We start from the raw sequence: 19,829 nt of genomic DNA, 5'->3' as shown, positions 1-19,829 counted from the left end.
ACTCACCTTATATCACTAAAAAAAGAGCTAATTATGACTTATTCACACGAAGTGGAACACATGTGTGTTGTAAAGAAGGGTCCTAACCACGGACCGGCTCCCATACCCGAAGAAGGCAAATGGGTAAAATCTAAAGAAATCGTTGATATTTCAGGTTTGACACACGGTATCGGTTGGTGTGCTCCTCAGCAGGGTGCTTGTAAACTGACACTGAATGTTAAAGAAGGCGTTATCCAGGAAGCTTTAGTTGAGACTATCGGATGTTCTGGTATGACTCACTCAGCTGCTATGGCTGCTGAAATCCTTCCGGGTAAAACAATCCTCGAAGCACTGAACACTGACCTTGTTTGCGACGCAATCAACACAGCTATGCGCGAACTCTTCCTGCAAATCGTTTACGGACGCACTCAGTCTGCTTTCTCTGAAGGTGGTTTGATTATCGGTGCAGGTCTGGAAGACTTAGGTAAAGGTCTGCGCAGCCAGGTAGGTACCCTTTATGGTACTTTGGCTAAAGGTCCTCGTTACCTTGAAATGGCTGAAGGTTACATCAAAAATATCTTCTTGGATAAGAATGATGAAATCTGTGGATACGAATTCGTTCACATGGGTAAATTCATGGATGAAATCAAGAAGGGAACTGATGCTAACGAAGCATTGAAGAAAGTTACAGGTACTTATGGTCGTGTAACAGCAGAACAGGGAGCAGTTAAACACATTGATCCACGTCACGAATAATATAAGGAGGAAAGAAACTATGATTAGAGAAGTAAAATTCGAAAGCCAAGACCGTCGTATCAAAGGTATCATTGAAGCCTTGAACGCTAACGGCATCAAAGACATCGAAGAAGCTAACGCAATCTGCGAAGCTGCCGGACTTGATCCTTATAAAACGTGTGAAGAAACTCAGCCTATCTGTTTTGAAAACGCAAAATGGGCATACGTTGTAGGTACTGCAATTGCTCTTAAGAAGAACTGCACAAACGCTGCTGAAGCTGCTGAAGCTATCGGTATCGGTTTGCAGGCATTCTGTATCCCGGGTTCTGTAGCTGACGACCGTAAGGTTGGTATCGGTCATGGTAACCTGGCTGCTATGTTGCTTCGCGAAGAAACTAAATGTTTCGCATTCCTTGCAGGTCACGAATCTTTCGCTGCTGCTGAAGGTGCTATCAAAATCGCTGCAAAAGCAGACAAAGTACGTAAAGAACCTTTGCGTTGCATCCTGAACGGTCTTGGAAAAGACGCTGCTCAGATCATCTCTCGTATCAATGGTTTTACTTATGTTCAGACTCAGTTTGACTATTTCACTGGTGAGCTGAAAGTAGTTCGCGAAATCGCTTACTCTGACGGTCCTCGTGCAAAAGTAAAATGCTACGGTGCTGACGATGTTCGCGAAGGTGTAGCTATCATGTGGAAAGAAGGCGTAGACGTATCTATCACAGGTAACTCTACTAACCCTACTCGTTTCCAACATCCGGTTGCCGGTACTTATAAGAAAGAACGTGTATTGGCTGGTAAGCCATACTTCTCAGTTGCTTCCGGTGGTGGTACAGGTCGTACTCTTCACCCGGATAACATGGCAGCTGGTCCGGCTTCTTATGGTATGACTGACACAATGGGTCGTATGCACTCTGACGCTCAGTTCGCTGGTTCTTCATCAGTTCCTGCTCACGTAGAAATGATGGGATTCCTGGGAATTGGTAACAACCCGATGGTAGGTTGTACAGTAGCTTGTGCTGTAGACGTAGCTCAGGCTTTGGCTAAGTAATTCAAGTTACATTATATAAATAAACTCCTGTAATCCATGTGATTGCAGGAGTTTTTTTATTTGTGGTAATTTGAAGTAGATGGCAGTTTCAGATACCTTATCTCACCTATCATTTAGAATTGTTGAATGATAGATTTATATACAATGAATAGCTACATTTACATAAAATCATAATCAAAAGAAGTAGCAGGAACGCTTGAACCAGCAGAAAGCTATGAGAAGAGGGCAAATTGAAGAGTTAATATCTTTTGCCAACTCAAATCATTTATGAATAACTATTATAGTATTGATTAATAACAGATTGCTATAGTTTACAAGAAGCTGAAAAGTTACTTATTATTATACAGGAGAGTATTTTTTATAAGACACTCTCCTATTTTTATAAAAAAGATGATGATTGTTACAAATAATCTACACTATCGTTGTTTAGTTCTCTACAACAAATTCTTACCATGAACCAGCTTATAACATATCTTTGCAAAGAGATAATAATATCCATAAATTATTAAAAAGAGAAGAGGATATAAAGAGAGAATTTTAGAAAATAAAGAATTACATAAAATAAACTCTCGAAAATAATCCAGTATGACACACATCGGACAAATTATTGAAAAAGAGCTCCATCGCCAAGAACGCTCGGTCACATGGTTCGCAAGACGACTCTATTGCGATCGAACTAATGTATATAATATATTTAGAAGACAGAGCTTAGATACAGAACTGTTGTTACGTATATCCATTATATTAGAATACAATTTCTTCCAAATATATTCTGATATATATAACAACAGAACATAGAAATATCTTCTACAACCTTGTATATAAAACAGCAACAATCAAAAGGATATTTATGTTTAAAGAGCATGTATCTTTGCAAAGTTTTTTAAGACAACCAAAGTATATGACTAAAAAGATTACACATTAAAAACAAAAAAGATGAAACAATTTAGAATTTTAAGTATGTTGATGATTGTGCTTATATCAAGCCTGTCATTTGTATCATGTGGAGATGATGATGATGAAACGTCTGGTGATTTCAGTGCCAGCATAGCAGGAGTTTATACAGGTAAACTCAAAGTTGGAACTAATGTTACAGCTGATGCATATGTAGTCACTGTCACCAAAGTATCTTCTTCTGTAGTAAAAGTTACCGCTGACTTCTACACAGATAACGGTAGTGAAAATTACAATGTTACTAAAGAAGGCAATCAATACATTCTTTCAAGCGAAAGCTCATCTGGTATCAACATAACTGTTACAGGTAAAGCAATGACTATAAGTTTCCTTAATAATGCAGGAAGTATGACCACTTTTACCGGAACTCGTGACTAAAACCCACCAATCTTTACAGTAAAAGTAGAAATTCAGTAAAGGTTACAAATATCCCAAAGCCGTAATTTCCTTTTTCTTGAAAATGAGGAATTACGGCTTTTATAAATAAAAGCTATGAAAATTGTATATAACACTATTCTCTTTACATTACTATTTCTAGCCACAAGCTGTGATCATTCGGAGAAAATCGATGGTATAAAACTTGAAATTTCACAAAACATCTTCCGCAATATCGACAATAACGGAGGGAAAATAACTGTTGCTATCACATCTAATTCTGAATGGATCATCGCAAATTCAGCTGATTGGTGCATACCAGACAAATATCAAGGAGAAGGAAACGATATACTTACTATAAAAATTCTAGCTAACACCAAACATGCAAACAGACAAACTAATCTAATCATATCCGCCCAAGGGATAAACCAAACAATTAAGATTTCACAACAAAAAGGAGAAGTTAATCAAGATTTAGATAAAATACACTATCAGTTACCCGTTATTTTCCATGTTCTTTATCAAAACGAAAATGACATAAATCAATATATAAAAGAAGACCATTTAAAAGATGTATTAGTGCGAGCTAACCATTTCTATCAATCTGAAAAGTGTGGAATTGATATAAATCTCGAATTTGTATTAGCAACCAAAGATAAGAATGGAACCACATTACCAGAACCTGGAGTAGAAAGAGTGCCATTTAATGAGCTTCCTATTGATTGCGAAAAGTTTATGAGAGATAATACAGGAAAATATACATCTTTATTATGGGAACCCAATGAATACATTAACATAATGGTATATCCTTTTACGGATTCACAGATTTTAGGCATATCTACATTTCCATATAGTTTAAAGGACTTTCTTTTAGAAGGGACTCAACAGGTATCAGCTTCGTGGATCACTTTAGAAAATTTGAGTTTCCCATATTGTATATCGATCAATAGTTCATATATTTACGAGCAAAGTACAGATGAAAGAATTAATCAAAACGATGCTGCAATAACATTAGCACACGAACTCGGACACTATTTAGGATTACGTCATGTATTCTCAGAAGGAGGGACCACTTCAATGTGTACCGATACTGATTATTGCAAAGATACTCCCAGTTATAACCGTAGTGAGTATGAACAATGGCTTAACAATTTGGATAAGCAGAAAAAATATCAATTAAAAGATTTAGCTAAACGATATAGCTGCGAAAAAGGAGAATATGAAGCACACAACATTATGGATTATGCATATTGCTTTTATAATGAAATAACTTTAGAACAACGAAAAAGAATACGCCATATCTTAAACTATAGCCCACTGATTCCAGGTCCTAAAGAAAGCAGAATAGATACCAGAGGCGTACAAGGCAGATTGAATTTGCCAATATGTATAATGAAATAACATAATCAGGTAAAACGGGGCAGCAAGTATTTCATCGACTATTCCTCCATAGTAGTCAAATGTCAGGAATTTGACAATAACGAATTATCCGTTTTCTACATCACAATACAAAACTTTTATACAGGATAACTTGTTATTACAATATAACCAAACATCATGAAACGATGCTACTGACATTTTTAAACATACTGGCCACCATCATTGGTGTAATCAGCTTATTGATTGTAACCTATGGAGTATTCGTAGGATTCATCGCTTTTCTCCGTAACGAATTCAAACGGATCAACGGAACCTATACCATCAATAATGTCCGGCAGCTGAGAGCTGATTTCGGCAGTTACCTCTTATTGGGATTAGAATTTCTAATTGCATCAGACATACTAAAGACCGTAGTAGACCCGACTCTAGACGAACTGGCTATTTTAGGAGGTGTAGTTATAGTAAGAACTGTATTATCAGTCTTTCTGAATAAAGAAATAAAAGAACTGGCCGAAGAAGAAAATTCAAAAAGCACATAAATAGATTGGAATAAATAAAAAATGTATTACTTTTGCATGAACTCATAATTAACTATGGTTATGGAATACATCAACGAATTTCACAAAGAATGGATAGAGCGTACCCGCCAGTCAATAGCCTCTTGGAGCAAGCAGCCTGTATCGCCAGAAGAAGTAAGGAAGCAACAGAAAATGCTGAAGCAACAGAAAGCTATAAGAGAGCGCAAACTGAAGAGCTAAAAAAACTAGCTGATTCCAATCATTTGTGGATCGACTTATCTCATCTTAATATTACTTATATGGATAAAGGTGGAGAGAACGAAGTTTTTCACGATGGTAGCGTATCAGTCATCAAACTGAATAATTTTGAATATGCTGGGGAAGATTTAGAAAACTTCTTTATCCGTATCTTTGCACACAATCATTACTTCAGTAATGTCCCGTACGAAATGATCGGCTTCGCATACAACAGCAAACATGAATTTTGTGCAGTTCTTACTCAGCCATATATTATTGCCAAACGAGAAGCTACAGAAGATGAAATCGCTGAATACATGAATGCCATTGGTTTTGAAACAGATTATATGGATGAATTCCATAATAAAGAATATGAGATATTCGATGCAGTACCCAACAATGTATTATATGGGATAGATAATGATCTCTATTTTATCGATACGCAAATCAGATTAAGAAGAATATAAAAGACACGATATGAAAAAGAACTTACTATTATTACTTTGCTTGTTTTGTCTGGTCAATGTTTGCCATGCAAAAGCGAAAGACACTTTTACCGTTTTCCAATTAAACCTGTGGCATGGATGTACTAAAGTACCCAACGGAGATCAAGGCATTATTGATGTACTGGATGAGATGGATGCGGATGTCGTTTTTCTGTGCGAAATCAGAGACGGAAAACAGTTTATCCCTCATGTGATCGAAGAGCTGGAGAAGAGAGGAAAACACTATTATGGAGAAACATTTGATCTCGCAATCGGTGTTTTGAGTAAATTCAAGCCGGATAGCATGACTAAATGCTGCATCGTACCCGGTGACGAAGGTCGTGCTATGGTGAAAATGGTTGCAACAATCGAAGGCCAACCCGTATCTTTCTATTCTTGTCATTTGGATTACCGGCATTATCAGTGCTATATGCCACGCGGATATAATGGTACTACCTGGAAGAAGATGGAGATGCCGATAACGGATGAAGAAGAAGTCTTGAAAGCAAACAGACAGTCTTTTCGGGATGAAACCATCCGTGCTTTTATTCAAGAAGTACAATCTGACATTCAACAAGGCCGCCCGATAATCATGGGAGGAGATTTTAATGAGCCCTCTCATTTAGACTGGCAGGCAGATACAAAGGATTTATGGGATCATAATGGGGCTATCATTCATTGGGACTGCTCAATGATGCTGAGCAAAGCAGGATTCAAAGATGCTTATCGTGAAAAATTTCCCAATACAGTTCGATATCCCGGTTTTACATTCCCTGCCGGAAACAAACTCGCAGAAGAGGCTAAACTGGAAAAGTTGGCTTGGGCGCCTGAGGCAGACGAACGTGACCGGATTGATTTCATTTATTATTATCCATTGGAGTCGATGCTTTCCATGAAGGATAGCAAGTTGGTAGGTCCCTCCGAAACAGTTGTCCGGGGAAAAATAACAGAAAACGATTCTAAGGATAAGATTCTGACGCCTTCTTGTATTTGGCCCAGCGACCATAAAGGGAATCTTGCTACATTTAAGATTCGGAAGAAACGGTAATGAGTATATTGAGTAGGGTGACATCTACAGGATGATATACATACTCTGTTACTACAGTCTCCTTTATCTCATCCGCCAAATAGCCTACTGGTCCATGCTTCTCTATTTGAACTCATGTTAGTGTTAATGTAAAAAGGTTGAATCTGACAACTTCCCCATAAACAAGATTGTTAATTAGAAACTAATTCATTATCTTTGCATTGAAAGGAGACAGCCACATGAAACTAATAGAGAACAATATCCAGAAGATTATAGACTTATGCAAGAAACATAAGGTACATAAGCTATTTGTGTTTGGTTCTATCCTTACAAATCGCTTTAACGACAACAGTGATATTGATTTAGTAGTAGATTTCAATAAAGCAGAAGTAAGTGATTACTTTGATAATTACTTTGATTTCAAATATGCTTTAGAGAATCTGTTTGGCAGAGAAGTTGATTTACTGGAAGAACAAACGATTAAGAATCCATATCTGAAGAAGAATGTGGATGCAACTAAAACTTTAATCTATGGATGACTTAATAAAGAAACACTTGCAAGATATTCTAACTGCCATTGAAGAAGTGGAAGGTTTCTTCGGCAATGCTCCTAAAGTTTATGATGACTTCTATAGTAACCTATGCCTTAGACGAGCCGTTGAAAGGAATATAGAAATCATTGGTGAAGCTATGAATAGAATACTAAAAGTTGATAAGGATATAGCTATAACCAATTCTCGTAAAATAGTAGATGCCAGAAATTATATCATACATGGCTATGATAGTCTATCTGTAGATATACTTTGGAGCATGGTTATTAATCATCTGCCAAAGCTTAGAAATGAAGTCATAACATTACTAAAGACATGAGATTAGTTACACAAAATTGTGGACAGTGCCGTATATCTGTTCTTTCGCACTCACACAGATGTATACTATTTGCACCATTAAAAATAGAAAAAGCCAGATTAAACCACCTGTTGATTTGCAACAAATGAGCTATCGTTCATTTCCGGACAACTTATCGATTAAGACAGCATCGATATCTTTTGCCAATTCTTGATAGGTCGCCAAAGGATCATCTGTATATACAGCACGAATAATCCCCTCCCTATCTGTAATCAATATACGGGGAATGGTATGGGAAGCAAAAAGCGAAAAGACAGCATCATCATTCTGAGCGGAAAAAGGCAAGGTAAACGAATGTTTTTCCCAATAAGCTTGTACTTCAGAGCCCGATTCCGAACGGCTGATACAAGACAATAATACATCCGGATTCTCTTTATATGTATCATAAACTTTCTGAATAACCGGAAGTTCTTTCTGACAATCCGGACAATCCGTATGAAAAAAGACAATCACTCCAACCTTCCCGCTAAATGACTGCGTATTCAACATTCCCCCATCACTCATCTCTACCGAAAACTGAGGAAGGGCGTCACCGGCAACAAGAGCAAAGTCTCCCCTGTCATCATCATCGTCCGTGATACAGGAAGAAAAAACTGCCAGAACGATACATAGCAATATCACCACTTTGCTTCTTATTTCCACTTTCATATCTTTCTTCGTTAGTTATGCAACTCCCAAAAGCTCTACCTCAAATACCAATGTCGAAAAAGCCGGAATCGGACCGGATGCACGGGTTCCATATCCCATCGTGTAAGGTATATAGATGATCCATTTATCTCCCGCACGCATCCGTTGGAGCGCCAGTTGCCAACCATCTATTACATCGCAGAGGCGGAAAGCTTCCGGACAATTACGTTCATAAGAATTATCGAACACCCGACCGTTAATCAGGCTCCCTTTATAATGAACGGTAACAATACTCCGCACATTAGGAAAAACAGTCCCCGTACCAGTCTCCAAAACCTTATAATAAATGCCGCAAGGCAAGGCATAAACACCTTCCTGCGATGACAATTCTTTCAAGAACTCCAAATTCGTCTCTTTATATTCTTGCTTTCTTCCCATAAATACATGATTTGAATGTACAAAAGTAAGCAGATTTAAGAGAAATCTTCCATAAAAACTGTATATTTGTTTGTTGAATCATAAAACCTCATCGCTATGGGACAAATTAAAACCAGATGCAGCACTGCTGCCGGACTATTCTTGATTCTTTTGACAGTAATTGCGGGATTTTCGTCCTGTAAAAGTAATCAGAAAGACATTATTCCTTCTGCCGAATACGCTCCGTATGTCAATGCTTATACGGGAGGAGTGATTTCGCAAAACTCAACCATACGCATTGAGCTGACACAAGACCAGCCGATGGTAGACCTGAATCAGGAACTGAAAGACAATCCATTCAGCTTCTCTCCTTCATTGAAAGGAAAAACGTATTGGGTCAGCAACAATACCATTGAATTTGTCCCCGAAGAAGGGGCACTGAAACCGGGAGCTTTTTACGAAGGAACCTTCCGACTGGGAGATTTCGTCGATGTAGACAAAAAGCTGGAAGAATTCAACTTCTCCTTCCGCGTGCAGGAACGAAACTTTAGTATTCATACCGATCCGATAACCGTCACAGCCACCCAGCCCGACCAAGTGACCGTAACGGGTGAAATACGTTTCAGCGATGTAGTGAAAAAAGAGGAAGTAGAGAAAATGCTCACTGCCAGAAGCGAAAAGAACAAAAGCTATCCGATTGAAATCACCCAGACAGATCACCCGACCCGATACGCATTCAGCATCAGTCAGATAACAAGGGAGGCGGAAGATTACCAACTGGAAATTACCGCCAAAGGCAATCCGGCAGGCATCGACCGTACCCAAAACGAAAGTATTCTGATCCCGGCAAAGAACAGTTTCCGCTTCCTGTCCGCCGTACGCATCGACCAACCGGAAAACGGAATTGAAATCATATTCTCCGACCCTGTATCCAACACACAGGACTTGAAAGGGCTCATCGACGTTCCGGAAGTTTCTTCCTCTATTTTCCAGATCAAAGAAAATAAAGTATTCGTTTACTTCGAAACCGGCAAACTGAACAAACTGACGCTAAATATCCATGAAGGAATAAGAAACAGCCAGGACAAACCGCTGGGCACTTCCCACTCCATCTCATTCAGCGAACTGAACCTGAAACCGCAGGTAGAAATGGCTACTTCCGCCGCTATCCTGCCCGATTCGAAAAGTCTGATCATCCCCTTCCGTGCCGTCAATCTATATGCGGTGGATTTGAGCGTGATCCGTATTTTCGAAAACAACGTATTGATGTTCATGCAGAACAATTCGCTCTCCTCAGCTAATGAATTGCGCCGTTCAGGACGACTGGTTTATAAAAAGACATTGTGGCTGGCGAAAGATTCTTCCAAAGATGTGCACCGTTGGGAAGACTATTCGATAGACCTTGCCGGATTGATTCATCAGGAGCCGGGAGCCATTTACCGTGTCATCCTCTCGTTCCGCCAAGAATACTCCGCTTATCCTTGCGGGGGAAGTGAAAACAAGGAAATGCAGTTCGCGGACAACAAATCTTCCGACAACCTGACCAAAGTCAGCGGAGAGACATTGTCGGAAGACGATGAAGCGGTATGGGACACTCCGGAAACATACTATTATTATAACGGCAGCGTGCCGATGGACTGGAGCCAGTACCGATGGACAGAACGGGATAATCCCTGCCATCCGTCCTACTATATGAATTCCGACCGGATAGCTGCCTGCAATATCTTTGCCTCCAATCTGGGAATGATTGTGAAACGTAATTCACTGAATAAGTTGTGGATTGCGGTAAATAACATTCTGGATACAAAGCCGATAGGAAAAGTACAAGTGACGATTTATAACTTCCAGCTTCAGCCGATTGGAAAGGGAGAGACGAACGGTGAAGGGCTGGTAGAAATCACTCCGAAGGGAGTTCCTTTCATAGCGGTGGCCGAAGCGGACAAGCAAAAGGCGTATGTACGCGTGGTCGATGGCGAGGAGCAGTCGGTCAGCCGGTTCGATGTAGGAGGAAAAGACATTCAGAAAGGTCTGAAAGGATTTATCTATGGCGAGAGAGGCGTATGGCGTCCGGGAGATACACTGCATATTTCTTTCATGCTGGAAGACCGTGAGAAACGTATTCCGGACAAACATCCGGTAGCATTGGAGATTTACAATCCAAGAGGACAGTTCTATACCAAAATGATCTCTACGCAGGGTACAAACGGATTTTATACATTTGCCGTGCCCACACAAGCCGACGATCCCACCGGATTATGGAATGCCTACGTGAAAGTAGGAGGAACTGCCTTCCACAAGGGGCTGCGCATCGAAACCATCAAGCCGAACCGTCTGAAGATTACGCTGGCTTTGCCAACCATCCTTCAGGCTTCGAGCAAAGACGTATATGCCCCGCTTACTTCTTCATGGCTGACGGGAGCCACCGCATCGCGACTGAAAGCAAAGGTCGAAATGTCCTTATCGAAAGTCAATACGCAGTTCAAGAACTACGGACAATACCTGTTCAACAATCCGGCAACGGACTTTACGACCGTCCGGGCGGATGTGTTCAACGGGGTACTGGATGCGGAAGGAAGAGCAGGCGTCAATATACAGCTTCCGGTAGCAATGGGTGCTCCGGGCATGCTGAATGCAACGCTCACCACCCGTGTTTTCGAACCGGGAGGAGATGCAAGCATTTACTCGCAGACTGTTCCCTTCTCTCCGTTCACATCGTATGTGGGCATCAATCTGAACCAGCCGAAAGGAAAGTATATCGAAACAGACAAAGATCATGTGTTTGATATCGTGACGGTCAACGATCAGGGACAGCCGGTGAACCGTTCCAATCTGGAATATAAAATCTACCGGATCAGCTGGAGCTGGTGGTGGGAAAACGGTGAAGAGTCTTTCGGAACCTACATCAACAACAGTTCCATCACTCCCGTTGCCAGTGGTAACCTGCAGACCACAGGAGGAAAAGCCTCCTTCAAGTTCCGCATCAATTATCCGGATTGGGGACGCTATCTGGTGTACGTGAAAGACCGTGAAAGCGGACACGCCACCGGAGGAACCGTCTACATCGACTGGCCCGACTGGCGCGGACGTTCGAACAAGACAGACCCGAGCGGCATCAAGATGCTTGCTTTCTCACTGGACAAAGATTCTTATGAGATAGGAGAAACAGCCACGGCAATCATTCCCGCAGCCGCCGGAGGACGTGCACTGGTATCCCTCGAAAACGGTTCGACCGTCTTGCAGCAGCAATGGCTCGAAGTGTCCGATCAGGGAGATACGAAACTCACCTTCAAGATTACACCGGAAATGGCTCCGAATGTTTATCTGCATATCAGTCTGTTACAGCCTCATGCGCAGACGGTCAATGATCTGCCGATCCGTATGTACGGCATTGCTCCGGTATTTGTGACCAACCGTCAGACGATTCTGCAACCGCAGATCAAGATGCCGGAAGTGCTGCGTCCGGAAACTGACTTTAACGTGACTGTCAGCGAGAAAAGCGGAAAACCGATGACTTATACACTGGCGATTGTGGATGACGGTCTGCTCGATCTGACTAACTTCAAGACGCCCGACCCGTGGAACGAGTTTTATGCACGCGAAGCTCTCGGCATCCGTACATGGGATATGTACGACGATGTGCTGGGTGCTTCCGGCGGACGTTACAGTTCATTGTTCAGCACGGGTGGAGATGCCTCGCTGAAACCGGCAGATGCCAAAGCCAACCGTTTCAAACCGGTGGTCAAATTTATCGGTCCTTTCTATCTTGCGAAAGGCAAGCAACAGACACATACGTTGAAGCTTCCGATGTATGTGGGTTCTGTACGTGCGATGGTAGTTGCCGGACAGGACGGCGCTTACGGAAATGCGGAAAAGACTGCATTTGTGCGGACACCGCTCATGCTGTTGTCTACTCTGCCCCGTGTATTGAGTACGCAGGAAGAAATTACCGTTCCGGTGAATGTATTCGCTATGGAGAACCAAGTGAAGAACGTGACCGTATCGCTGGAAGCATCCGGCGCAGGCGTACAGATCACGGGCAATCGCCAGCAGTCACTCACTTTTGACCAGCCGGGTGACCAACTGGCATACTTCACTCTGAAAACAGGCAGCAAAACCGGAAAGGCAACCATCCACCTGACGGCAAGCGGCAACGGACAGCAGACAAAAGAAACGATCGAAATAGAAGTCCGGAATCCGAATCCGGTGGTTACCTTACGCAACAGCCAATGGATAGAAGCCGGTCAGGAGGCCGAACTGTCATACACACTGGCAGGTTCTTCTTCGGCTAACAATCAGGTGCAACTGGAAGTCTCCCGCATTCCGTCGGTAGACATCAGCCGTAGATTCGACTTCTTATACAACTATCAGCATCATTGCACAGAGCAACTGACTTCCAAAGCATTACCTCTCTTATTCGTCTCCCAGTTCAAGGCGGTGGACGAACAGGAGGCCGAGAAAATAAAGACGAATGTACAGGAAGCTATCCGGCAGATATATGCCCGCCAGCTTCCCAACGGCGGATTTGTATACTGGCCGGGCAACGCCGTCGCCGATGAATGGATCACTTCTTACACGGGTATGTTCCTGACACTGGCACAAGAAAAAGGGTATGCCGTTCATCCGAACGTACTGAACAAATGGAAACGCTTCCAGCGTGCCGCCGCCCAAAACTGGCGTATGCCGCAGGAAGCAAGCAACTGGCAGATATGGCAATCGGAATTGCAGCAGGCCTTCCGCCTCTATACCCTTGCACTGGCCGGTGCACCGGAATACGGAGCCATGAACCGCATGAAGGAACAGCCGGGACTCTCCATCCAAGCCAAATGGAGACTGGCAGCCGCCTATGCGCTGACCGGAAAGATGAAACCTGCTGGAGAATTAGTATACAACGCAGAAACGACCGTCATTCCTTACTCTTCCATGAATCTGATTTACGGTTCGTCCGACCGGGATGAAGCAATGATTCTGGAAACGCTCATTCTGATGAAACGGGATCGGGATGCGTTGCAACAGGCTAAGAAGGTATCACAGAATCTGGCACAGGAGAACTGGTTCAGCACGCAGTCTACCGCCTTTGCCCTGATGGCAATGGGACGACTTGCGGAGCAATTATCCGGTACACTGGATTTCACATGGAGCTGGAACGGCAAGCAACAGCCCGCCGTAAAATCTGCTAAAGCCGTATTTGAGAAGGAGATAGCTACTTCTCCGAAATCGGGAACAGTCTCTGTGAAGAATCAAGGCAAAGGAGCATTGAGCGTAGACCTGATTACACGTACCCAATTGCTGAATGATACGCTGCCAGCCATTGCCGATAATATCCGGCTGGATGTGAAATACACAGATATGGCGGGTTCACCGATTTCCGTGGAAGACATCAGACAGGGAACGGACTTCATGTCTACGGTCACCCTATCCAATATCAGCGGTACTTCCGATTACAGCAATCTGGCACTGACACATATCATACCGTCCGGATGGGAAATATATAATGAACGGATGATTGTTCCGGAAGCGTCCTCTTCCAATTCTAATGAAGCGAATACTTCGGAAAGTTCAGCCAGTAAGTACACCTATAAAGATATTCGTGACGACCGGGTATTGACTTATTTCGATCTGCGACGGGGTGAATCGAAAACATTTACCGTAAGGTTGCAGGCAACTTATGCAGGTAACTTCATTCTTCCGGCCATTCAGTGCGAAGCTATGTATGATGCAGCGGTACAGGCTCGCACCAAAGCGGGAAGAACGACTGTCAGCCGCTGACAAGAGATGATTCAATAGAGCTGACTAAAAAGTCGGCAGTATCTCAAACTCCCCTCCTTCGGGAAGGAGGGGAGGTAAAGCCGGGGTGGTAGGTAAATGCATAGTTCACTGTAATATAGAGAGTTATAATTCACCTACCACCTCCCCCTACGGGTACTCCTCCTTCCCGAAAGAGGAGAGTTGAGATAGAGTCGACTTTTTAGTCACCCCATTAAAGATAGAGTCGACTTTTTAGTTAACCCCGTTTAGTTTATCATATATAAGAGTATCTGTCTAAGGCAACTGAATAACAGATAAAATTAACAGATAGCATATTGCATGGGAAGTAAAATCTTGAATTTCTTCAAACGATTGTCCGTCACCAAAAAAGTAATACTTTGTATCCTTGCTTTTTTGGTGACAGGATATATCTTTTGTCTTCCCCGCCACCTGTTTCATGTCCCCTACTCCACAGTAGTGACGGACCGGAACGAGGAACTGCTGGGTGCACGCATCGCCTCCGACGGCCAATGGAGATTCCCTCCCCGAAACACGACTCCGGAAAAGATCAAGGAATGCCTCATCACTTTCGAAGACAAACATTTCTATCACCATTGGGGAGTCAATCCGTTCGCTATCGGAAGAGCTTTCTATCAGAATGTGAAAAATAAACGCATCGTAAGCGGAGGCAGCACGCTGACCATGCAGACCATCCGCCTGGCACGGAACGAATCGCGCACCTTCCGTGAGAAACTGATTGAAATGATCTGGGCCACCCGCCTGGAATTTCGCGCTTCCAAAGAGGAGATTCTTTCCATGTATATCTCCCATGCCCCTTTCGGGGGAAATGTAGTGGGACTGGATGCCGCCGCATGGCGCTACTTCGGACATTCTGCCGATGACCTATCGTGGGCGGAGTCTGCCATGCTTGCCGTTCTTCCCAACGCGCCCGCCATGATTCATCTGTCCAAAGGACGGAAAACGTTGCTTGACAAACGAAACCGCCTGCTGAAACAGCTTCTCGAAAAGAAAACCATCGATTCGTCTACCTACGAACTGGCTATCAGCGAGCCACTTCCCGATGAGCCTCATCCGCTCCCACAGATCGCACCGTATCTGGTCAGCCGGTTCTATCAGGAACGAAATGGTGAATACTCCCGTTCGACCATCAACAAGGGCATTCAGACTCAGGTAGAGGACCTGGCGGAACGATGGAGTAACGAATTCGGGCGAAGTGATATTCGTAATCTGGCCATTCTGGTGATTGAAATTCCGAGCAATCAAGTGGTGGCATACTGCGGCAACGTCCATTTCGACCGGAAACAAGGAGGCAATCAAGTGGACGTCATTCAGGCTCCGAGAAGTACAGGTAGTATTCTCAAACCTTTCTTATATTACGCGATGTTACAGGAAGGAAGTTTACTGCCGGATATGTTGCTGCCGGACGTCCCTGTCAATATCAACGGATTTACGCCACAGAATTTCAGTATGCAGTTCGAAGGGGCTGTTCCCGCTTCGGAAGCTCTCGCGCGTTCATTAAATATTCCTGCGGTCACGATGCTGCAAAGATACGGAGTCCCGAAGTTTCATAGTTTCCTGCAACAGATCGGACTAAAGACGATTAACCGTTCTTCTTCCCACTATGGTTTATCACTTATTCTGGGAGGAGCGGAAGCCACTTTATGGGATGTAACAAACGCATATGCAATGATGGGACGCAGTTTGTTGCAACTGCCGCAAAGGTCTTGCAGCCTGTTGCTCCCGACAAGCCGAATCACAGAATCAACCGATCCTTTTCAGCCAGGCGCCGTATGGCAGACATTCGATGCCCTGAAAGAAGTCAACCGTCCCGAAGAGATCGACTGGAAATCCATTCCTTCCATGCAGACCATTGCATGGAAAACCGGAACAAGCTACGGATTCCGGGATGCTTGGGCGGTGGGTGTTACGCCCCGCTATGCAGTCGGCGTATGGGTAGGAAACGCCACCGGAGAAGGAAAACCCGGGCTGGTAGGTGCACAGACAGCCGGTCCCGTACTATTCGATATTTTTAATCTGCTCCCCTCCTCTTCGTGGTTTACACGTCCTGCGGGCATCTTTGTCGAAGCAGAGGTCTGCCGGAAATCAGGACATCTGAAAGGACGGTTCTGTGATGAAACGGACACGCTTCTTGTTTTACCGGCAGGACTGCGGACAGAGGCATGCCCCTATCACCATCTCGTCACTTTATCAGCCGATGAAAGCCAGCGTATTTATGAAAATTGCGCCAACACGGAGCCTACGCTTCGAAAAAGCTGGTTCACACTGCCACCCGTATGGGAATGGTATTACAAGCAACATCATCCGGAGTATAAACCGCTGCCTCCTTTTAAAGCCGGATGCGGAGAAGATACTTTCCAGCCGATGCAATTTATCTATCCTCCGATGAACGCACGCATCAAACTGCCCAAGCAACTGGATGGTAGCAAAGGTTTCCTGACTGTAGAACTGGCGCACAACAATCCTAACGCTACCGTTTTCTGGCATCTTGACGAGACCTACCAAGCGCAGACACAGGACTTTCACAAAATCTCCCTGCAACCCGCCGTCGGCAAACATTCGCTGACGGCAGTAGACGGTGAAGGAAATACCATCTCCACCACTTTCTTTGTTGAGTGATATTCATTATCTTTGCAGCATGAAACAGTCATTGAAAGAAAACGGAGGTCTGCCAGCATCCATCCTGTGGACGCTCGCCATTGTGGCAGGAGTCTCGGTAGCCAACATCTATTATATCCAACCGCTGCTAAATATGATACGCCAAGAACTTGGCATATCAGAATTCCGTACCAACCTGATTGCCATGGTCACACAAATAGGCTATGCAGCGGGACTCTTGTTTATCACTCCCTTAGGTGATTTGTATCAGCGGAAAAAGATTATCCTTGTCAATTTCTTTGTCCTGATATTCTCCCTGCTGACGATTGCTTTGGCAGACAATATCCATCTGATACTCCTTGCTTCGTTCTTCACGGGAGCCTGCTCCATGATTCCGCAGATATTCATTCCCATAGCCGCCCAGTTCTCCCGTCCGGAAAACAAAGGCAGGAATGTCGGGATCGTCCTATCGGGCTTGCTGACCGGAATCCTTGCTTCACGGGTGGTCAGCGGATTCGTCGGCGAACTGTTCGGATGGCGCGAAATGTATTACATCGCCGCAGCCATGATGTTCGTCTGCGCGATTGTCGTGCTCAAAGTCCTTCCCGATATTCAGACCAACTTCCGGGGAAAATACGGCGACCTGATGAAATCCCTGCTGGCTTTGGTGAAAGAGTTTCCGCAGCTGCGCATTTATTCCATTCGTGCGGCGTTAAACTTCGGTTCCCTTCTTGCCATGTGGTCCTGCCTTGCTTTCAAGATGGGGCAAGCCCCCTTTCATGCCAATAGCGACATCATCGGTTTGCTGGGATTATGCGGTGTGGCGGGAGCATTAACCGCCTCCTTTGTGGGGAAGTACGTAAAGAGAGTGGGTGTCCGCCGCTTCAACTTCATCGGTTGCGGGCTGATCCTCTTCTCATGGCTACTCTTCTTCGTCGGAGAAAACACCTACCTTGGTATCATTCTGGGAATTATCATCATCGACATAGGTATGCAGTGTATCCAGCTCAGTAATCAGACCAGTATCTTCGAACTGTCACCCCGGGCCTCCAACCGCATCAATACAATTTTCATGACGACCTACTTCGTCGGCGGTTCCCTGGGAACCTTCCTTGCGGGTACATTCTGGCAATTGTACGGATGGCATGGTGTTGTCGGAATTGGAGCTACACTGACCTGCATTTCTTTACTAATTACAACTTTGTCGAAGAAGTGAGTCAACAAAACGGAGCAGTAAACCGTTTAATACAAAAAAAGGGAAACATGAAATACGGAGTTAACAAAGAAATCTTACTTATCACAGCAGGCACCGTCTGGATTATCGCCGGTGCCAATATCTTGCGAATAGGCATCGTTACATGGCTTAATAACTCCGAAGGCTGGATGTTCAAGATAGGAGAAGCAACCGTCGTCTTTCTGCTGTTCTTCGTATTAATCTTCAAAAGACTCTATTACAAGCATACTCAAAGGATCGAACGGAAAAAGGAACAGAAGAACTGCCCTTTCTCCTTCTTCGATGTCAAAAGCTGGATCGTCATGATCTTTATGATCTGCCTTGGCATCACCATCCGCAGCTTCCACCTGTTGCCCGAAAGTTTTATATCTGTCTTCTACACAGGACTGTCCATCGCACTGATCCTGACCGGTGTACTCTTCATCCGTTACTGGTGGCTGAGGCGCAAGACGAATCCAGTGTAACAGAAAAGCATCTATATTCCAATAAAATATAAACTTATAATAAATTTTATTGTGCTGTCCGGCAAGGTAAAAAGAATTCTGTCTTTTTATTGTATCTTTGCGCGACCAAAAAAATAAAGAAATGATTCCAACCCAACAGGATATTGCCGAATTCACCCGCTTTCAACGAAACGAGATAACAGAAAGCATCTTATATGAACGGCTCGCATCTATCGAAAAAGACGAGAATAACCGCAAAACGCTCCGACTGATAGCAGCAGAAGAAAAGTCGCATTACGCTATCCTCAAGAAATATACAGGAAAAGAAATCGGTCCGGACTATAAGCGTATCGCCCGTTTCTACTTTCTGGCACGCATACTAGGTATCACATTCGCCATCAAATTAATGGAATCCAGTGAGGAAAATGCCCATAATAATTATGATAAATATGCCCATATACCGGACCTACAACGTCTGGCACATGAAGAAGAAGTGCACGAGCAGAAGTTGATTTCACTTATCAATGAAGAACGGCTGGAATATATGGGATCGGTCGTACTGGGACTTAATGATGCGCTGGTTGAGTTTACAGGTGCACTGGCAGGTTTCACACTTGCCTTGAGTGACAGTAAACTGATTGCATTGACCGGCAGTATCACAGGGATAGCCGCTGCACTGTCAATGGCATCTTCCGAATATCTTTCTACCAAATCGGAAGGGGATGATAAGAAACATCCGGTAAAAGCAGCTGTATATACAGGAATCGCCTATCTGATCACAGTAGTGTCACTGGTTACTCCGTTTATACTGATCAGCAATGTAATCGTAGCTTTAGGAGTGATGCTGACCATGGCACTTATCATCATTGCTCTTTTCAACTACTATTATTCCGTAGCCCGTGGTGAAAGCTTCCGAAAACGGTTTACGGAAATGGCTGTACTCAGTTTCAGCGTGGCTGGTATCAGTTTCCTGATAGGATACGCTCTAAAGACATTTACCGGAATCGATGCCTGAAATCAATAAAGCATCCGACATCATTGAAGGTCCGGTAGTTACATAATAAAGAAACCTACAC

Annotated in this window: 17 protein-coding genes; 15 read left to right on the top strand and 2 right to left on the bottom strand. The window is 43.7% G+C overall.

Annotated elements, in window-relative coordinates:
- Positions 1-33: 33 nt before the first annotated feature.
- The 10 genes from ACHLI0_RS22515 to ACHLI0_RS22470 all read left to right on the top strand — a co-directional run bounded on the left by ACHLI0_RS22515 (position 34) and on the right by ACHLI0_RS22470 (position 7,611).
- A complete protein-coding gene (locus ACHLI0_RS22515) occupies positions 34-735 on the top strand; it encodes an iron-sulfur cluster assembly scaffold protein (protein ID WP_005677723.1) in 702 nt (233 codons plus the stop codon).
- A gap of 19 nt (positions 736-754) precedes the next feature.
- A complete protein-coding gene (locus tag ACHLI0_RS22510; RefSeq protein WP_008760490.1) occupies positions 755-1,765 on the top strand; it encodes a GGGtGRT protein in 1,011 nt (336 codons plus the stop codon).
- Positions 1,766-2,350: 585 nt separating this feature from the next.
- Positions 2,351-2,563 carry a hypothetical protein gene (locus ACHLI0_RS22505; RefSeq protein WP_008760489.1) on the top strand — a complete coding sequence of 71 codons (213 nt, stop codon included), beginning with the start codon at positions 2,351-2,353 and terminating at the stop codon, positions 2,561-2,563.
- Positions 2,564-2,701: 138 nt separating this feature from the next.
- A complete protein-coding gene (locus tag ACHLI0_RS22500; RefSeq protein ID WP_008760488.1) occupies positions 2,702-3,097 on the top strand; it encodes a hypothetical protein in 396 nt (131 codons plus the stop codon).
- 114 nt (positions 3,098-3,211) lie between these two features.
- The gene (locus ACHLI0_RS22495; RefSeq protein ID WP_225709919.1) at positions 3,212-4,495 is read left to right on the top strand and encodes a zinc-dependent metalloproteinase lipoprotein; all 1,284 of its coding nucleotides are present in this window, start codon (positions 3,212-3,214) and stop codon (positions 4,493-4,495) included.
- Between the two features lie 164 nt (positions 4,496-4,659).
- The gene (locus tag ACHLI0_RS22490) at positions 4,660-5,013 is read left to right on the top strand and encodes a DUF1622 domain-containing protein (RefSeq protein ID WP_008766711.1); all 354 of its coding nucleotides are present in this window, start codon (positions 4,660-4,662) and stop codon (positions 5,011-5,013) included.
- 89 nt (positions 5,014-5,102) lie between these two features.
- Positions 5,103-5,696: a putative polyvalent protein kinase domain-containing protein gene (locus ACHLI0_RS22485; protein WP_225709918.1), complete on the top strand. Its 594-nt coding sequence runs from the start codon at positions 5,103-5,105 to the stop codon at positions 5,694-5,696.
- 10 nt (positions 5,697-5,706) lie between these two features.
- Complete coding sequence (locus tag ACHLI0_RS22480) at positions 5,707-6,762, top strand: endonuclease/exonuclease/phosphatase family protein (protein WP_132062176.1); 1,056 nt, start codon at positions 5,707-5,709, stop codon at positions 6,760-6,762.
- 218 nt (positions 6,763-6,980) lie between these two features.
- A complete protein-coding gene (locus ACHLI0_RS22475; protein WP_011107149.1) occupies positions 6,981-7,280 on the top strand; it encodes a nucleotidyltransferase family protein in 300 nt (99 codons plus the stop codon).
- The gene (locus tag ACHLI0_RS22470; RefSeq protein ID WP_008766714.1) at positions 7,273-7,611 is read left to right on the top strand and encodes a HepT-like ribonuclease domain-containing protein; all 339 of its coding nucleotides are present in this window, start codon (positions 7,273-7,275) and stop codon (positions 7,609-7,611) included. Before ACHLI0_RS22475 ends, ACHLI0_RS22470 begins: the two co-directional genes overlap by 8 nt.
- Positions 7,612-7,740: 129 nt before the next feature.
- On the opposite strand, the gene ACHLI0_RS22465 is transcribed toward ACHLI0_RS22470, so the two are convergent.
- Entirely contained in the window at positions 7,741-8,298 is a 558-nt protein-coding gene (locus tag ACHLI0_RS22465) for a TlpA family protein disulfide reductase (protein ID WP_225709917.1), read from the bottom strand.
- A gap of 15 nt (positions 8,299-8,313) precedes the next feature.
- A complete protein-coding gene (gene bamJ / locus ACHLI0_RS22460; RefSeq protein WP_008766716.1) occupies positions 8,314-8,715 on the bottom strand; it encodes a BamJ family beta-barrel-assembly machinery protein in 402 nt (133 codons plus the stop codon).
- 96 nt (positions 8,716-8,811) lie between these two features.
- Here bamJ and ACHLI0_RS22455 point away from each other — a divergent pair, with 96 nt between their 5' ends.
- From ACHLI0_RS22455 to ACHLI0_RS22435, 5 genes are all read left to right on the top strand, one after another.
- Positions 8,812-14,460: an alpha-2-macroglobulin family protein gene (locus ACHLI0_RS22455; protein WP_490750076.1), complete on the top strand. Its 5,649-nt coding sequence runs from the start codon at positions 8,812-8,814 to the stop codon at positions 14,458-14,460.
- Between the two features lie 318 nt (positions 14,461-14,778).
- Positions 14,779-17,097, top strand: coding sequence for a penicillin-binding protein 1C (pbpC, locus tag ACHLI0_RS22450; protein ID WP_490750075.1), 2,319 nt, complete (start codon positions 14,779-14,781; stop codon positions 17,095-17,097).
- A gap of 19 nt (positions 17,098-17,116) precedes the next feature.
- Entirely contained in the window at positions 17,117-18,292 is a 1,176-nt protein-coding gene (locus tag ACHLI0_RS22445) for an MFS transporter (RefSeq protein WP_490750074.1), read from the top strand.
- A gap of 47 nt (positions 18,293-18,339) precedes the next feature.
- The gene (locus tag ACHLI0_RS22440) at positions 18,340-18,774 is read left to right on the top strand and encodes a hypothetical protein (protein ID WP_055217543.1); all 435 of its coding nucleotides are present in this window, start codon (positions 18,340-18,342) and stop codon (positions 18,772-18,774) included.
- A 121-nt stretch (positions 18,775-18,895) separates the two neighbouring features.
- Positions 18,896-19,768 (top strand): VIT1/CCC1 transporter family protein, encoded by an 873-nt coding sequence (locus ACHLI0_RS22435; RefSeq protein WP_008760477.1) that lies wholly within the window; start codon positions 18,896-18,898, stop codon positions 19,766-19,768.
- Positions 19,769-19,829 lie beyond the last annotated feature (61 nt).

It is taken from the genome of Bacteroides sp. RCH18, assembly GCF_058231005.1.
The sequence above is the reverse complement of the archived record's forward strand: the minus strand, read 5'-3'. Positions and strand labels throughout refer to the sequence as shown.

Coding starts and splice junctions, on each gene's coding strand:
- ACHLI0_RS22435 (WP_008760477.1), top strand. CDS start 18,896: ATGATTCCAACCCAACAGGATATTGCCGAATTCACCCGCTTTCAACGA.
- ACHLI0_RS22485 (WP_225709918.1), top strand. CDS start 5,103: ATGGATAGAGCGTACCCGCCAGTCAATAGCCTCTTGGAGCAAGCAGCC.
- ACHLI0_RS22440 (WP_055217543.1), top strand. CDS start 18,340: ATGAAATACGGAGTTAACAAAGAAATCTTACTTATCACAGCAGGCACC.
- pbpC (WP_490750075.1), top strand. CDS start 14,779: ATGGGAAGTAAAATCTTGAATTTCTTCAAACGATTGTCCGTCACCAAA.
- ACHLI0_RS22480 (WP_132062176.1), top strand. CDS start 5,707: ATGAAAAAGAACTTACTATTATTACTTTGCTTGTTTTGTCTGGTCAAT.
- ACHLI0_RS22515 (WP_005677723.1), top strand. CDS start 34: ATGACTTATTCACACGAAGTGGAACACATGTGTGTTGTAAAGAAGGGT.
- ACHLI0_RS22500 (WP_008760488.1), top strand. CDS start 2,702: ATGAAACAATTTAGAATTTTAAGTATGTTGATGATTGTGCTTATATCA.
- ACHLI0_RS22470 (WP_008766714.1), top strand. CDS start 7,273: ATGGATGACTTAATAAAGAAACACTTGCAAGATATTCTAACTGCCATT.
- ACHLI0_RS22510 (WP_008760490.1), top strand. CDS start 755: ATGATTAGAGAAGTAAAATTCGAAAGCCAAGACCGTCGTATCAAAGGT.
- ACHLI0_RS22495 (WP_225709919.1), top strand. CDS start 3,212: ATGAAAATTGTATATAACACTATTCTCTTTACATTACTATTTCTAGCC.
- ACHLI0_RS22505 (WP_008760489.1), top strand. CDS start 2,351: ATGACACACATCGGACAAATTATTGAAAAAGAGCTCCATCGCCAAGAA.
- ACHLI0_RS22475 (WP_011107149.1), top strand. CDS start 6,981: ATGAAACTAATAGAGAACAATATCCAGAAGATTATAGACTTATGCAAG.
- bamJ (WP_008766716.1), bottom strand. CDS start 8,715: ATGGGAAGAAAGCAAGAATATAAAGAGACGAATTTGGAGTTCTTGAAA.
- ACHLI0_RS22490 (WP_008766711.1), top strand. CDS start 4,660: ATGCTACTGACATTTTTAAACATACTGGCCACCATCATTGGTGTAATC.
- ACHLI0_RS22445 (WP_490750074.1), top strand. CDS start 17,117: ATGAAACAGTCATTGAAAGAAAACGGAGGTCTGCCAGCATCCATCCTG.
- ACHLI0_RS22465 (WP_225709917.1), bottom strand. CDS start 8,298: ATGAAAGTGGAAATAAGAAGCAAAGTGGTGATATTGCTATGTATCGTT.
- ACHLI0_RS22455 (WP_490750076.1), top strand. CDS start 8,812: ATGGGACAAATTAAAACCAGATGCAGCACTGCTGCCGGACTATTCTTG.